The sequence below is a fragment of the Streptomyces sp. rh34 genome (genome assembly GCF_002551245.1).
In the GTDB taxonomy this organism is placed as follows: Bacteria; Actinomycetota; Actinomycetes; order Streptomycetales; family Streptomycetaceae; genus Streptomyces.
The window spans coordinates 1-15,573 of sequence record NZ_NTGZ01000087.1; the positions used below are offsets into that span (position 1 = coordinate 1).

Below are 15,573 nucleotides of genomic sequence, written 5' to 3' on the forward strand. Positions count from 1 at the left end.
GACGCGGGTGGCCGGCGACGGGCCACGACCGGCGACGGCCGGGTGGAGGTGGCGCTGTCGCCGCCCCCCGACGGGCGCACCGCCGTACTGCGTACCGTGCAGGGGACGATGGCAGGACCGGACTACGTCATCCACGTCACGGCCGTGGGTGGGGCGATCTCCTTCCCGGCAGTCCGCGCCGCCACGGGGCAGGAGGCCGCAGGATGAGCACCCTCGCCAACCAACTGGCCTCCGCCGAACGGGAGGAGGTCGCCCGTGCCATCCGCCTCCTTCTGGCCCGCCCGCTGCTCACCGAGGCAGCCGACCCGACCGGTTTCGATCTGGTGCGCCGCCGCCGTGACCCGCTGACTCGTTGGTTCGACTACACCTGCGGCTGGAATCTGGTCGTGGAGCCCCGCCGGGGCTACGCCCGCCTCACCAAGGTCCGCGTCAACCCCGACGGCTCCCGCCCCGCTCGCCGGGCGCGTTCCGGCCGGGCCCCGTTCGACCGCCGACGGTACGTCCTGCTGTGCGTGGCCGCCGCGGAGCTGCTGTCGATGCCGATGACGACCATCGGCATGCTCGCCGACCGCGTCGTCCAGGCCATGGCGGCCGACCGCGCGCTGGCGGGGTTCGACCCGGTCCACCGGCCGGAGCGCATGGCGTTCGTCGACGTCCTGAAGCTGCTGGAGTCGTACGACGTACTGCGTGTGGTGGACGGCACGACCGAGACGTACGTCGACTCCGCGGAGGCGAAGGTCCTCTACCGCGTGGACAACACGCTGCTCATGCGGCTGCCCGCCGCACCGGTCGGCGCCTCCCGGCTCGCCGTGCCTCCGGAGGAGGTGCCCGCGCGGTTCGAAGACCTCCTTGTCGGCCTGGTCAGGGAGCGCCGCTACGGAGGCGCTTCTGCCGACGACACGCACGCCGAGACCACCGCGATCACGGACGCCCAGCGCAACCTGAGGCTGCGCCACTCGGTGCTGCGCCGCCTCTTCGACGACCCCGTGCTCTACCGGGCCGATCTCGCCGACGACGAGCTCGCTTACGTCACCTCTTTGACCGGACGCCAGATCCTGCGCCGCTCTGTCGAACAGGCCGGTTTCCTCCTGGAGGAACGGGCGGAGGGCTTTCTACTCGTCGACCCGGACGCCATCGCCACCGACGTCCGCTTCCCCGACGACAGCTCCACAGCCCGAGTCGCCGCGCTGCTCCTCCTCGCACCGCTCTGCGCCACGCCCGCGGGCCTGCTGCCCGAGCAGCTGGCCGAAGCCGGAGCGGAGCTGCTGCGCCGCTTCCCGGGCTGGGCCAAGGCGTACCAGTCGGAGGAAGGCCCGGCCCGCCTTGCCGACGACGCCATACGGATCCTGCTCGACGTCGGCCTGGCAGGCAGGGCCCGAGACCGTGTCGTCGCGCGACCGGCCGCGTACCGCTACCGCCTGACGGAGACCACCGGCCCAGCCCCGAAGAACGATCCGCTAGCCGTGACCACCGCCGACAGCGTCGGAGAAGGAGACAAGCAGTGAGCGTGACGGAACTCCCCCTCCAGCGACGGCCCGAGGAGACCATCGAACCGTCACCCGTTCACGAGGCGGACACCGGCCGCGGACGCTGGCAGCCCCATCGCGCAGGCATCCTCAACGTCTGGCGCTACTACGACGAGACCTTCACCTTCCACCAGGGTCGCCTGCTGCTGCGCGGTCAGAACGGCACCGGCAAGTCCAAGGCCCTGGAACTGCTGCTCCCCTTCCTCTTCGACGCCAGCCTCCGCCCCAACCGCCTCTCCACGTTCGGCGGTTCGGAGCGCACGATGCACTGGAACCTGCTCGGCCAGGGAGCGTCCGGAAAGACCCGTGTTGGGTATGTGTGGATGGAGTTCCGCCGCGTCGGAGACGACGGCACCGAGCACTGGTTCGGCTGCGGAGCCCGCCTGCACGCGAGCGTGCACACCACTACGGCGCACGCCGACTACTTCACCACCACCGCCCGGATTGCCCACCCCGACGGGGTTCACCTCGTCAACGACACCGGACAGCCCCTGACCAAGGCGGCCCTCACCGAAGCCCTGCGCGACCGCGGCGAGGTACATCCGGTAGCCACCGACTACCGCGCCACTGTGCGGCGCGAACTCTTCGCGGGCATGGGCGAGCAGCGGTACGAGTCCCTGCTCTCCGCCTTGCTCCAGCTCCGCCAGCCCAAGCTGTCCGAACGGCTCGACCCCTCCCTCCTGTCCAGCCTGCTGTCCCGCGCCCTGCCCCCGCTCGGCGAAGGAGAGATCACCGAGCTCGCCGAGGGCTTCGAGCGCCTGGACCGACAGCGGGACCACCTCGACCGGCTCGACGCCGAGGTGACGGCCGCCGAGAACGTCGCCTCCCGGCAGCGCGCCTACGCCCGTCGGGTCCTGCGGGCCGGCGCGGCAGCGCTGATCTCTGCGACCACCGAGATGGACGACCTCACCCGGAACGCCCGCGTCAGCGCCGAGGAGTACGAGAAGGCGTGCGAGGAGCGCGCCTCCACCCTGGCCCTGCGCGAGGAGCTGGAACTGCGGGCGCACGCCTTGGACGAGATCATCGAAGGGCTTCGGGAGAGCGACGCCTACCAGAAGGGGGAGGAGCTCGACCGGCTCCGCCGCGGCACCGAGGAACAGGTCGCGGCCGCCGCGGAGCTGCGTACCGCCGCCCGGTCCGCCGAGGCCGAGGCGGAGGAGGACCGGAAGCACGCCGAAGAGGTCGCGGGACACGTCCGCTCGCGCGACGAACACGCCCGCGCGACTGCGGACGAGGCACACCGCTCGGCCCGGGCCGCAGGCATGGAGTCCATTCACCACGAGGTGAAGACGATGCTGGACGCGGAAGGGGAGGTGAAGCCCCTCGGCAACGAGTCGGCGAACACCCCGGTCAGGACGGGGAGCAGGCGGTCCGATGCTCCTGGCACCGCCGCCCGCCGACTGCTCCGGGGCGCGGTCACCGCCCGACGGCAGCAGGTCGCCGACATCACCGACGCGATCGACGCCCACGACCGGGCGGTACGCGACCGGGGTACCGCCGAGGGCCTGCTGGACGAGGCCCGAACCCGGCTCGCGGACGCGATCACCCACCGCGACACGACCGCCGCCGCCTGGGACGAAGCCCTGGCAGCCCAGGCGGAGCGGCTGCTCGCCTGGGCCCGGGACTGCACGGAGCTGCGCATCCCCGACCTCGATGAACTGGCCGCCAGGGCGGCCGTCGAGGCAGACGTGCGCGAGCTGGTCGAAACGGTCGCACGACCGCTGGACCAGGAGATCACCACGGAGCGGGCCGGAGTCCGCACGGCGCAACAGGGGTTGGAGCAGGAACGTGACCTGCTCGACGCGCGGAGGCGCAAGCTCAGCGGCGAGACCGATCTCCAGCCCGTCGCTCCACCCACCCGCACCACCGTCCGCATGGCTGCGGCGGGCGCGCCGCTGTGGCGGCTGATCGCCTTCCACGAGGACGTCCCGCTCCCCGTACAGGCCGGGGTGGAAGCGGCACTGGAGGCGTCGGGCCTCCTGGACGCATGGGTGAGCGCATCCGAAGGGCTCACCCTTCCTGGGCACGACACCCGTGTCGAGGTCGGCCTCGCCACGACCGCCCCCGGCTCCAGCCTGCTGGACGTGCTGAGGCCCGAGGAGGACATTCCCGTACCGGCTGGTACGGTGACCCGCATCCTCGCCGGCATCGCGTACGGCACCACCCTGCCCGGCGGTCACCCTGCGGCAGTCTCCTCCGACGGCGCCTGGCGCCTCGCGCCGGCCACGGGTTCCTGGAGCAAGCCGGAGCCCGCCCACATCGGAGCCCTCGCCCGGCAGCGGGCCAAGCAGCGTGAGATCGCCGAACTGACCGAGCTGATCGCCGAGAAGGACGCCTCCCTGTCCACCCTCGCCGACCGGCTGCGGGAACTCGGCGTCCGCGCCGCCCGGCTGGCGGACGACCGCACCGCCCGGCCCGACCACCGGGAACTCGACGCCTGCCGGCGGGACTGGGACCGGGCCGAGGAGAAGGTAGCTGCTCGGGACGACGCCGTGCGCGACGCGACCGAGCATCTGGCCGCACGCGAGGGTGACGTGGCCGGCGCGCTGCGCACGCTGAGCCGCAGGGCCGCCGAACACGGACTGCCCACGGACCGCGACCGGCTGCGCGAACTTGGCCGCGACGTGGAGAGGTTCCGCGACCTCGCCGATACCTGGACGGACGCCCGCATCGAAGCGATCGCGGCCGCTGAAAGGGCTAGGGAGACGGCCGCACGGGCGGACAGGTCACGCCTTCTCACCGAGAAGCAGGCCGCTGACGCGGCCGCTGCGGAAGCGAAGGCGGCTGGTATGACGGCTCGTCTGAAGGCGGTGGAGGAGACGGTCGGCGCGGACTACCGGCAGATCGTCGCGCGCGTTGCGGAGACCCGTGCCGAACGGGTCCGCTGCGGCAAGGAAGCTCGCCGGACAGCCGAGCTCCTCCTGGGCCTGGAAGGCCGTATCGGAGAGCTGAGGGCCACCAGTGGCCAGGCCGCCGACCGGCAGGAGAAGGCAGTCGAGTCCCGCGACGGCGCGGCGCAGCGGTTGCGGCACCTGTGCCTGGTGGGTCTGGCCGAGGACGCGGGCGTCGTACCCGAACTCGACGCCGGGGACGGTACCAAGGCCACTCTGGAGGCCGCGCGCGCCATGGCGGCACGGTGGCCCCAGGTCCCGCACGCCCCGCGCCACCTCGGCGACGCCGCCACCCGCCTCTCCGAAGCCGTTCACGAGGCCCGCCGCCACCTCGGCGTCCGCGCCGACCTGGAGCTGGAGCCCGACGACGACATCCAGCTCTTCACCGCCACACTGGAGGGCGTCCGCGTCGGGGCGACCGGTCTGCTGGCCGCGCTCACCCAGGAGCGCGACCGCAGCCGCGACGACATCAGCACCGCCGAACGGCGCCTCTTCGACCAGATCCTCACCGGTGACATCCGCCGCCACCTCGCCGCCCGCATCCGCCGGGCCGGCGAACTCGTCGCGCACATGAACGGGCACCTGGAACGGGTCCGTACCGCCTCCAACGTCGCCGTCCAGCTCGTCTGGGACGTCCGCCCGGACCTCCCCGACAGCACCCGCACCGCCCGCCAGCTGCTCCTGAAGGACCCCGGTCGGGTCACCGAGTCCGACCGGGAGGCCCTCCACGCCTTCTTCCGTGCCCGCATCGAGGAGGCCAAGGGCAGCGACACGGCAGCGAGCTGGGAGGAGCACCTCGGCGAGGTGCTCGACTACACCGCCTGGCACACCTTCACTGTCCGCCTCGACCGGGCGGATGGGAGCGGCTGGCAGCCCCTGACCAAGCGGCTGCACGGCGCGCTCTCCGGCGGGGAGAAAGCCATCGCACTGCACCTGCCTCTGTTCGCCGCCGTCGCTGCCCACTACGAGGACGTGCCCCTGGCACCCCGCCCGATCCTCCTCGACGAAGTCTTCGTCGGCGTCGACACCGTCAACCGCGGACAGGTCTTCGCCCTGCTCACCGCACTCGACCTGGACCTCATGATCACCTCCGACCACGAGTGGGGAAACTACAGGGAGCTACCTGGAATCGCCGTCCACCAACTCCTGACCGACGGAGACGACGCCGTCACCAGCGCGCGCTTCGTTTGGAACGGCATCGGAATGGAGGAAGGATGACCTTGCGAGACCACCCCGTGTCCGGCGGGACGACCTCTCGGGAGCATCTCGCGTCGGGCGGCGCGACCCTTCGCCGCCCCGAACTCCATCCCGTCTGGCAGACGGTCCACGACCGTCTCTCCTCCGGCCGCCCCGTCACACGCGTACGCCTCGGACTGCTGGACGAGACCCAGCGCGAAGCCCTCGCGGACCTCCTCGGCCTGGACCGCCTGCCGGACCCGCGGCCCTCCGTCGCTCTGGCCCGCCTGGAGGAGGCCGTCACCGAGCTCTCCGGCCGCACCGTACGAGAAGTCGTTGCCGAGCTCATCGGCCCTCTCAGTGACAGAGCCGGTGAACGCCGCCGCCAGGAGGGCGAACGCGCCGATCTGTGGACCTGGCTGGCTGGTCACGACACGGTGCGGGCGCAGCCGGTGCTCGCCGACTGGGCTGCGTCCTGTCGAGCTGCAGGACTGGTTGGCGGCTCGGCGGAACGTACCCGTGCGCTCCTCACCGACGCGCTCAAGGTGCTCGCCGAACTACCGGGCCAGGCCGAACCCCTGCCCGTCTTCGCCGCCCAAGTCCTGAACGGCCACGCGCACGCTCTCGACGACGGCACACCCGTCTCCACTCTCGTCCTGCGTGCCCTGGCAACTCTGTACGACATTGCACCGCCGCAGTCCGCGGCGGAACGGCGCGCCCTGTGGTCCCGTGCTGGCGTCGCCGACGACGAGCTCTCCGCCACCGTCATCGCCTGCGGACTGCGCCCTGTCGGCGACGGTCTTCTCGCCCGTGTGGCCCGCCTGTGCACCGAGGCCGGTCAGGCCGCCAGCCTGACCCTCGCCCACGTCAGGAGCCCGGGCGAGCTCACCCTGCCCGCCACGACTGCCCCACTCCTCGTCCACGTAGTGGAGAACCCCAGTGTCTTGGCTCTCGCTCTCCGCCGCTTCGGCTCCGACTGCCCGCCGCTTGTCTGCACGTCCGGCTGGCCCAACAACGCAGCTATCCAGCTCCTTCGCCTACTCGCGGACCAAGGCGCTGCTCTCCGTTACCACGGTGACTTCGACGGCGAAGGCATCCGCATTGCCGCGTACGTCGTGGAGAAAACAGGGGCACACCCCTGGCGCATGACGGCGGGAGACTACCGATCCGCGATCGTCCGCAACCCGCACGGTCCTCGACCGGGGCGTATCTCCGGAGCACCGTGGGATGCCGAGTTGGCCGAGGTCATGGCTGAGCACGACATCGCCGTCGTGGAGGAGCTGGTAGCCGATGTGCTGTTGGAAGATCTCGCGGCTGCGGCTCCCCAGCAGCACCTCTCCGGCAACTCGTAACGCTCCAGGCGATTGAAGGGCCGTAGGCTGGTGCTGACCTGTGGTGATGTCGACTGCCGTTCTGCGTGACCTAGTTTCGATGACGCATCACATGGAGCGTGCCACCAGGTAGCTTGGAGTTGTCTTAACGGAGTTTGGTGGAGTCGAGGGTTAGCAACTTAGACAACTTCGGGGGGTGCCCCTATGTCTTTGGTCAAGCTGGTCGGGTGTGAGTTCGGGGCGTCTGGAACGATGTGTCCGTGCATGCTGATGATCAGGTTGGTGAGGGTGTCCCCGCGGAGCTCGCGGTGTTCCTGCGGGGTGCTGTCGATGGCTGCCCGGTGAAGATCAGTGCTTCCGTGTGTGAGTGCGGCGGCCGGGTGTTCTTCGTGCTGGTCAATGCGTCCGGAGCGGAACGGGAGTGCTCTGGCTGCGGCAGCCGTGCGTTCATCGCGGATAGCGAGGAGTACTGGAACGAGGAGTCCTGGGAGGACGACGAGCCCGGTGCGGCCGGCTGCCCCTGCGGGAGCGAGGAATTCGAGGCCGCGGTCGCGTTCTCACTCGGCGACGACAGATCGGTCCGCTGGGTAACCGTGGGCCTGCGGTGCATCAAGGATGGATTCTGTGGGGTCTATGCCGACTGGAAGATCGACTACGGCCCCACGGATCACCTCCTGACCATGGTCTAAGTCTGCGGAGCGACCGTCCGAACAGGCTGTGGTTTGTGGAAGGTTCCGTCCCGGAGCATCGCGAAGAGGACATCTGTCTGGCGTCAGGCGAGGCAGAGCAGGGCTTGGGTGTGGTGCTTGCCCTGGGCGATCTTCTTGTCGTAGTAGGCCCGCGATGCCGGGTCCCCCAGGGCCGTGAACGCGGAGAGAAAGAAAGCCCGTTTGAGCTGCTTGTTTCCTCGTCTGGAAGGCTGTTCGCCGCGGATCGACGACCCCGAACTGCGGGTCGCCGGTGCGAGTCCGGCGTAGGCCGCGAGGTGGCCTGCGGTCGGGAAGGTGCTGCCGTCGCCGACCTCGATCAGGATCCTGGCTCCGGTCCTGACGCCGACTCCCGGCATGGACGTCAGGACCTTCGAAAGAGGGTGAGCCTCCAGGAGTTCCTCGATCCTCGTGGCCAGCAGTTTCCGCTGGTCAAGCACGGCCGTCAGCGAGCCGGCCAGGCTCGGGACGATCAGCGCTGCCGCCTCGGTCCCCGGAACGGTGACGGTCTGTTCGTCCAGAGCGGTGAAGATGTCCTCGACCAGCCGCTCGGCCATCCTCGGGGCCTTCGGCCGTAACAGCGTGACCAGCCGTCGCCGCCCGGCCTTGCGGATCTGGGCCGGAGAACCGCTCCAGCAGGGCCAGGACGGCCGGGTGCTGCAATCGCGGCCCCAGCACCCGTTCCAGCGACGGATGGATCTGGGTCAGCAGGCCGTGGAGCCGGTTTGCGACCCTGGTGGCCTCGCCGGCCAGGTCGTCGTCGAAGCCGACGATCATCTCCAGCTCGGCGATGGTCTCGTCCTCGCCGTCGATCGCCCGCAGCGTGTGGGGCATCGCCCGGGCGGCGTCCGCGATGATGAACGCGTCCTTCGCGTCTGTCTTCGCCTCACCTGGGTAGAGGTCGGCGATCCGCCGCATCGTGAGGCCCGGAAGGTCGGCGATCGGGCAGCCCATGTCCCTTGCGACTGCCAGCGGCGGGGCGCCGATCGAGGCCGGCTGGTCGACCACGACGAGTACGGTTCCGTGCTTGGCCTGAAGTTTCGCGAAGAGCTCGCGGAGCTTGGGTTCGGTGTTGGGTAACCGCTTGTCGAAGGCTTTCTTTCCAGCCGGCGTGACGGCGGTGGCGTGGTGTTCGCCCTTGCCGACGTCCAGGCCGAGGAAGACGTCGATGTCGCCGGTGTCGATCACGTGCAGGCCCCTCCATCACGCTTTCGTCCGGCCTTGCCTCGGCACCGAGCTGCCACATCCACGTTACGGAGAGCTCTTCCGGCCCGGGTGAAGCCGGTGCTCAAGCCCCTCATCAGCGGTCCGTCGATGCCTCCGGACCCGGTGACACCATCCCCCCCCGGATCATCAACAACAATGCCGTTGCTTTGGGGCGGGCGGCGCGTTGGGCTGTTCGTGTTGGTGTCGCGCTTGGAGCGCCTGGGGTTGGGGATCTTGACTCGGTCGTGTCCGCCTGAGCTGGTGGACCGTGTCGTTGCCGAGGCGGGGTGCGGGGAGAAGCGCCGTCGTCTGCTGTCGGCCCGGTTCACGGTGTATTTCGTTCTCGCGCTCTGCCTGTTCCCGCGGGTCGATTACCTGGAAGTTCTGCGCCTGTTCAAGGCGGGTGTGCCGGGGCTGAGGTCTTGGTCGGGGGTGAACAAGTCGTCCCTGACCAGGGCCAGGCAAAGGCTGGGTTGGACAGTGATGCGCGATCTGTTTCGCGCGATAGCCCGGCCGCAGGGACGCAGTCCCGAGCTCTTTCACGATCTGAGCGTCCTGGCCGTCGACGGAATGTTGCTGGCGGTGCCCGACTCGGCCGGCAACCGGGAAACCTTCGGCAAGTCCGGCTCCCAGCGCAGTCCCATGGGCTATCCGATGGCGCGTGTGGTTGCTGTGGCGGAGTGCTGCTCGCATGCGGTACTGGACGCGGTGATCGGCGGCTGGAAGGACTCGGAGCGGATCGTTTCCGACGAACTGGAGCGGCATGTCGGCGCCGGCACATTGCTGCTGGCTGATCGCGGATTCTGGGGCTTGGCCCGCTGGCACCGCCTGCGTGAGCAGGGTGCCCACCTGCTGTGGCGGACAGAGCGGCGGATGGCTCGGAGGGTCGAAGACGTCCTCGAGGACGGAAGCTACCTGGCTCGAATCCAGGCGAACAAGCACAGCAAAGCGGCCGGGACCGTCAAGGCCCCACCGGCCCTGGTGAGGGTGGTCGAGTATCGGATCGACGGCCAGGCCGAGGTGATCCGGCTGATCACCAGTCTGATGGACCACGAGAAGTACCCGGCTGCCGAGCTCGCCGAACTGTACGCGCGACGCTGGGAGATCGAGCTCGTCTTCGACGAGATCAAGACCCATCAGCGCGACAGACCCGTCCTCCGCTCACAGACTCCCGACGGCGCCCGCCAGGAGATCTTCGCCCACCTGATTGTCCACCACGCCACCCGGGATCTGCTCGTCGAAGCCTCCCGCATCGCGCAGTGCCCGCCGGAGCGAACCTCGTTCACCCGCGCCCTGCACGTTGTCCGCCGCTCGGTGATCGCACCGACCGGCTTTTCCCCCCTCAGCACGCAGACGTGACCGTCGCCTCGGCCTTGCCGAGATCACCAGAGCCTTGCTGCCCCGACGACGGTCACGTGACTGCCCACGCAAGCTGAAATCGTGCATCACCCCCTTCGGCAGCAAGGCATCCGACGAACCCGCCAGCCAGCACCGCCCAGCCGTCACTATCGCCCTGAACCACAGATGGCAGTAGCCCCTAAAGCAACAGCATTGTCATGGTTAACAAGGGGGGGGGAAGTCATGCCGGACCCGAAGGCCGGTGGCCCCGTTGCGGAGCCACGAAGAAGGTAACGTGGGGGCGAAGGTGACGGTCGCGGTCTCCACGAGGGCGGCCTCGACGTCCGTGACCTCGTCCGCACCGGGACGACCTGGTGCGCCGCCACCCGCACAACGGCAGTTCCAGCAGCAGGAACGTGGGCGGGAGGGGTGCGCGTGAATCTGTCGTGCGGGGTTGTCGTGGCGGACTGCACTGTCGTTCGCGCGGGCGGTCTCCTTGCGCGTGTCCGAGGGGCTTGCGACCGAGATGGCGCTCCGCCCGGGCGGGCCGGGACCCCAAATGGGGTCGTATTTGTTCAGCCGCAGCTCACGTACCAGTGATGTCGGGCATGATGATTTTGCGCTGAACTCGCGTCCAGTCACAGGGGGTTGATCCATGCGTGGACACGACGGCGGCCGCTCCGCACGAGTGCCGAGGGCCGTCATCGGCGAGATCGACTGCGACGTCGCGACCTCGTCGATGCTGGAGAAGGCGGGACTCACCGGTGCGGCGCGTGAGGCGTCGCGGCACCTTGTGGTCTCGGTTCCCGTTACCGTACGGTCCGTGCAAGCGAAGTCGGACCTCGAACTGGTCGTCTCCGCACGGCTCCACTCGCCCCGTGGCTGTCCGACACCGGTGGCCTGTGCCCCGTCCCCGGCTGCGGAATCCATAGCGATTCCAACGGTGTCGAGCGCGACCGTCTCGGTTGCTCCTGGCATCGGTACGGTCGGTGGTGGGCTGAATCGGACCACGAACCGGCAGGAAGTGGTCAGCGACGTCACCGGAATCGGTACGGACCACCTACGATGGTCGATTCCGGGGAAGCACGGCGTACTCGCCGGCAGCCAGGAGTTCCGGTTCTTCGTCCGCCAGGACGAAGTCCGCCACGGCTGGCTCGAAGTCACCGCATGGGTGAACGCCTCGCGCGGCCTCCTGCGGCGCGGCCCCTCTGAACCCGCCGTACAGCGCGTGTGGGTGCCGCTGGTCGCCGACAGCGCCCCGCAAGCGGGCGCCACCCTCGACCTTCTGGAGGAGCCGCGCGCTCCTCAGGGCCGCCGCGAGGAGCGTGATGGCGAGACGGTGCGCCACTACCTGGGCCGGCCGCTGGATCTGCCGATCTCCCTGACGCCGCACGGGCCGGCTGTGGGCGGGACGGACGAGGACGGCACCGTGGTCGGAGCCTTCCGCTGGTTCGACAGCGTCGACGGACGCCCCGGTTTCCAATGGGTCCAGAAGTCGCCGGACCGGATCGTGCTGGGCGAGGGCCAGGGGACGGGCATCCGCCCCGGCACGACCGTATTCCTCCCGAACGAAAGCCTCCTGCGACTCCCCGATGGCCGATCCCTGCGTGTGCTGTACGCAGACGGGTCGGCTACGGGGCGCCCCACCCTCCAGGAGGCCCTCGACGTGTCGGTGGTCGTGGACGAGGCCGTGGTGGCCACGTACCGCACCGAATCGAACTACGTGACGATCGGTCGCAGTCTCAAGGACATCAGCGTCAACCGGCCCGACATCAGCCGCACCCACGGAACCCTCGAACTGTCCGACGACGGCTGGTTGTACACCCACCTGAGCGGCGCTCGCGACGCGGTGCTACTTCGTGGGGACGAGACGGTCGTCGTCCGCCGCGACGCGGTCGTCCCCGTCCGACGCCACGACACGCTCGTACTCAACGACCACGTATCCCTGACCATCCGCTGAGCGAGTGTGATGTCTCTCCGGAGACGAAAGCCCCGACAGTTTGGAGGAGATCGAGCATGAGCGTTTCCGCGGAGCCGTCGGCCGGGTGGCACACCGGAGACGTGATCGACGGGCTCTACCGGTTGACCCGCCTCGTCGGACACGGAGGGATGGGTGTCGTCCACCGTGTCCGGCACCTCGGATGGGGCATCGACCTGGCGGTCAAGTCGCCGCTCCCGGAGCTCGTGGCGCACGCCCCCGACGCGGAACGCTTCGTGGCCGAGGCGCAGACCTGGGTCTCCCTCGGCCTGCACCCCAACGTCTGCAGCTGCTACTACGTACGGGTACTGAACGGCGTCCCGAGACTGTTCGCGGAGTACGTTCGCGGCGGCAGCCTGCGCGAGTCCATAGACACCGGCGCCTTGTACGCGGGAGATCCTGAAGCGGTCCTCGCGCGACTCGTACGGATCAGCAGCCACCTGGCGCGCGGACTCCAATTCGCCCATGACAGCGGCGTACTGCACCGCGATGTGAAACCGGCCAACGTACTGCTCGATGGCGGTGTCGACGGAGTCGCGAAGATCACTGACTTCGGGATCGCCCAAGCGCTGAACCCCACCTCCGGCGGCCCGACCGCAGGCGGACTGACGCCCGCGTACGCGTCACCGGAACAGATGCGGGGCAGACCGCTGGGCAAAGCGTCCGACGTGTACAGCTTCGCCGTGTCCGTGCGCGAGATGTTCCACGCGGCCGAGTCGGCGCAGGCCTCCACTGTCGCGGGGCACACCCGCGCCACGTACGACGGCCCTGCGGTTTCCGAGCCGCCGGAGCGGCGGATGCCCCGGCCCCTCGCGCTTCTCCTGGACCGCTGTCTCGAACCGGAGCCGCACGCCCGACCGGACTCGATGGAGGACATCGCGAGCGAACTCGAAGATATGCACGCCCAGTTGGCTCCTGACGCCCCGCGCCTCATTGCACCCACATCGGCCGAACTCAGGGCGGCCGAGTACAACAACCGCGCCCTGTCGCTGCTCGACCTCGGGCACCAGGAAGAGGCCGACGACCAGCTGCGCAAGGCATTCGAAGCGGACCCGCAGCACCTCGACGCAACGTACAACGCGCAACTGCTGCGATGGCGGCGCGGCGAGATCAGCGACGCAGCCCTACTCGCCGCCCTACGCGTCGCAAGCCGGCACGCCGGTGACCCCTGGTACGCGCACCTGTTGACGGCGCAGGCGCATCTGGAGCGCGGCGCCGTGGACAGCGCGCGCGAGCTCCTGGAACGGGTCACGCGGGACCACGCGGACGAACCGGAGGCACGCTCCGCGCAGCAGGCGCTCGACTCGCCGGACCTCGGGCACCTGTCCGCTGCCGGGACGACGTCCGTCCCCTGGTACCCGGACCAGCACTTCCCCCCGTTCGGCCAGGCCGCGTTCACGCGTGACGGAACCCAAGTGATCAGCGGCGACTCGAACGGCACGACCCACCTGTGGGACGCGACCACCGGAGAGTGCCTGCACAGCTGCGAAAGCGGGGGAACCTGGGTCAATCACGTCAGCAGCATCGACGGAGGGTACGGCCTGGTGCACGCCCGCGGTGAGTGCGTGCGCCTGTGGAACTTCGCGACCAAGCGCGGGCTGCGGATGTTCACCCCGGTCGGGAACGAGACTGTGCAAGCCCTGTGCCTGGCTCCCGACCAGACCACGTCCTACGCGGTGACTGGGGACGGCGAACTGCTCGGCTGGAATCTCCAGCAGGGCACGGCGGTGCCGCGCGGCGGGCTCGTGCTGAGCGACCGCTTCGACGGCCGGGGAGCCTTCTCCATGGCGCAGGTGAGCCCTGACGGGTGCACCCTGCTCGTCTACCACGGAGACACACAGGGCCGCCTGCATCTGTTGTCCGCCGACTCCCGGGACCACTGGCGCGTTCTTGCGGATTCTTTCGCCCGGGTCTCGGCGATGGCATGGACCGCCGACAGTACGCGCGTGGTCGTCGCGAGCGACGACGAGATGATCCGCGTCTGGAACGTCGGGAGCGGCGAGTGCGAGCGTCGCATGACGACCACCGCCGGCATCACGACACTCGCCCTCGACGCAGACACCCGCTGGGCGTTGACGGGCAACGAGGACGGCACGGTCTGCCTCTGGGACCTGACCGCGCTGCGCTGTCTGCGTACGCTGCACGGGCACACGGCGGGTGTGTGCGCGGTCTGGTTCTCCCCGGACGGCCGGCACGCGCGGTCCGTCGCCGCCGACAACACGGTCCGCTCCTGGGAGCTGCGGGTCCCCGTCGGCTACACGGCCGCACTGCGCGTGAGCCGCCCCCACCCGGTGGTCGACCTCACGTACTTCGGCGACCGGGCGCGCGACCTGGCAGCCCGGGCCGAGGCAGCCGTCGACGCCGCTCAGTTCCGCACCGCACACCAACTTCTCAGCGAAGCACGGGCGTTGCCCGGTTACGAGCGGGACGTGCGGCTCCTGCGGTCCTGGCGGGAGCTGGGCGCCCGGTTCTCCCGTACGGGACTGCGGGCGGCTTGGATCAAGCGGACGATGTCCGTACCCGGGACGGCACTGCGCAAGACTGGGACGAGCGTCTCCGACGACGCACGGTACGCGACTTGCCAAACCCTGCTCGGGGCGAAAGTGTGGGATCTGCGCAGTGGCACGCCGGTGTTCGACCTCGACGACGGCGTGCTGACGACGAGGTTCGACGCCGAAGGGCGCAGGATCGCCGCGGTGCTGGCCTCTGGAACCCTGCGTGTCTGGTCGACAGCGGAGGGGACGAAGTCCGCCTCGTTCGTCCCGGAGGACGCGAACATCTTCACGACGGCCGACATCTCCGCCGATCTCCACCGGGCCGTCGCGGCCGACAACGCTCACGGGCTCCAACTCTGGGACCTGGACAGCGGACGACGACTGCGTACGCTCACCGGGCACACCTCACGTGTCAACGCCGTCCGGATCAGCGCGGACGGGCGCACGGCGGTAACCGCGGCACCCGGGTCAATCCGGGTCTGGGACCTGCCTGACGGCGGTTGCGCGGCCTCCATCCCGGTCGACGACGCCTACTATCCGCGCGACGTGTGCGTGTCGGACGATCGCCAGGTCGTCGTCGCGTGCGGGGACGAAGCACCGTACGTGCGCGCGTGGGGCGGCACCGGGGAGCGTCTGCACGAGTTCCCGGGGCCGTCGGATCAGCCGGATCAGTCTGCGCGGCCCGTGTGTCTGGTGTTGAGTCCGGACGACGAGTTCCTTTTCGTTGGAGACCTGGCCGGAACCGTCACGGTCTGGAACCTCAAGACCGGAGACCTGATCCACACCCTTGAAACGACGCAGAGCGGGGTACTGGACCTTCACGTGACCCGGGATGCACGGCACTTACTCGTGGGCGGGCTGGACGGCACGGCGAGCCTGTGGGAACTGGACTGGGACCTCGCCGTGCCGAGTTCCTGAAACGGGA

8 protein-coding genes and 1 pseudogene are annotated in these 15,573 nt (G+C 69.6%); 8 read left to right on the top strand and 1 reads right to left on the bottom strand.

Annotated features, from left to right (window positions below):
- The 5 genes from CR470_RS17910 to CR470_RS17930 all read left to right on the top strand — a co-directional run.
- The coding region (locus CR470_RS17910; RefSeq protein ID WP_143663833.1) for a DUF2397 family protein at positions 1–207 on the top strand (207 nt) is incomplete at its 5' end.
- Positions 204–1,505: a TIGR02678 family protein gene (locus tag CR470_RS17915; RefSeq protein ID WP_097868604.1), complete on the top strand. Its 1,302-nt coding sequence runs from the start codon at positions 204–206 to the stop codon at positions 1,503–1,505. The genes CR470_RS17910 and CR470_RS17915, both read left to right, overlap by 4 nt.
- The gene (locus CR470_RS17920; protein WP_097868605.1) at positions 1,502–5,635 is read left to right on the top strand and encodes a TIGR02680 family protein; all 4,134 of its coding nucleotides are present in this window, start codon (positions 1,502–1,504) and stop codon (positions 5,633–5,635) included. The genes CR470_RS17915 and CR470_RS17920 overlap by 4 nt, the downstream gene beginning before the upstream one ends.
- On the top strand, positions 5,632–6,945 hold the full coding sequence (locus tag CR470_RS17925) for a TIGR02679 family protein (protein WP_097868606.1): 1,314 nt from the start codon (positions 5,632–5,634) through the stop codon (positions 6,943–6,945). Before CR470_RS17920 ends, CR470_RS17925 begins: the two co-directional genes overlap by 4 nt.
- A gap of 239 nt (positions 6,946–7,184) precedes the next feature.
- The gene (locus CR470_RS17930; RefSeq protein ID WP_097868614.1) at positions 7,185–7,613 is read left to right on the top strand and encodes a hypothetical protein; all 429 of its coding nucleotides are present in this window, start codon (positions 7,185–7,187) and stop codon (positions 7,611–7,613) included.
- Here CR470_RS17930 and CR470_RS17935 read toward each other — a convergent pair.
- A pseudogene (locus CR470_RS17935) lies at positions 7,610–8,819 on the bottom strand (IS110 family transposase). The gene CR470_RS17930 and the pseudogene CR470_RS17935 sit on opposite strands and share 4 nt — an antisense overlap.
- Positions 8,820–9,098: 279 nt before the next feature.
- Here CR470_RS17935 and CR470_RS17940 point away from each other — a divergent pair.
- The 3 genes from CR470_RS17940 to CR470_RS17950 all read left to right on the top strand — a co-directional run bounded on the left by CR470_RS17940 (position 9,099) and on the right by CR470_RS17950 (position 15,566).
- Positions 9,099–10,196: an IS4 family transposase gene (locus tag CR470_RS17940; RefSeq protein WP_257138759.1), complete on the top strand. Its 1,098-nt coding sequence runs from the start codon at positions 9,099–9,101 to the stop codon at positions 10,194–10,196.
- 634 nt (positions 10,197–10,830) lie between these two features.
- On the top strand, positions 10,831–12,135 hold the full coding sequence (locus CR470_RS39600) for a hypothetical protein (protein ID WP_179892296.1): 1,305 nt from the start codon (positions 10,831–10,833) through the stop codon (positions 12,133–12,135).
- A gap of 56 nt (positions 12,136–12,191) precedes the next feature.
- The gene (locus CR470_RS17950; RefSeq protein ID WP_179892297.1) at positions 12,192–15,566 is read left to right on the top strand and encodes a protein kinase domain-containing protein; all 3,375 of its coding nucleotides are present in this window, start codon (positions 12,192–12,194) and stop codon (positions 15,564–15,566) included.
- Positions 15,567–15,573 lie beyond the last annotated feature (7 nt).

Excerpts from the sequence above, each read along its gene's own strand:
- CR470_RS39600 (WP_179892296.1), top strand. The coding sequence starts at position 10,831 with ATGCGTGGACACGACGGCGGCCGCTCCGCACGAGTGCCGAGGGCCGTC.
- CR470_RS17925 (WP_097868606.1), top strand. The coding sequence starts at position 5,632 with ATGACCTTGCGAGACCACCCCGTGTCCGGCGGGACGACCTCTCGGGAG.
- CR470_RS17950 (WP_179892297.1), top strand. The coding sequence starts at position 12,192 with ATGAGCGTTTCCGCGGAGCCGTCGGCCGGGTGGCACACCGGAGACGTG.
- CR470_RS17915 (WP_097868604.1), top strand. The coding sequence starts at position 204 with ATGAGCACCCTCGCCAACCAACTGGCCTCCGCCGAACGGGAGGAGGTC.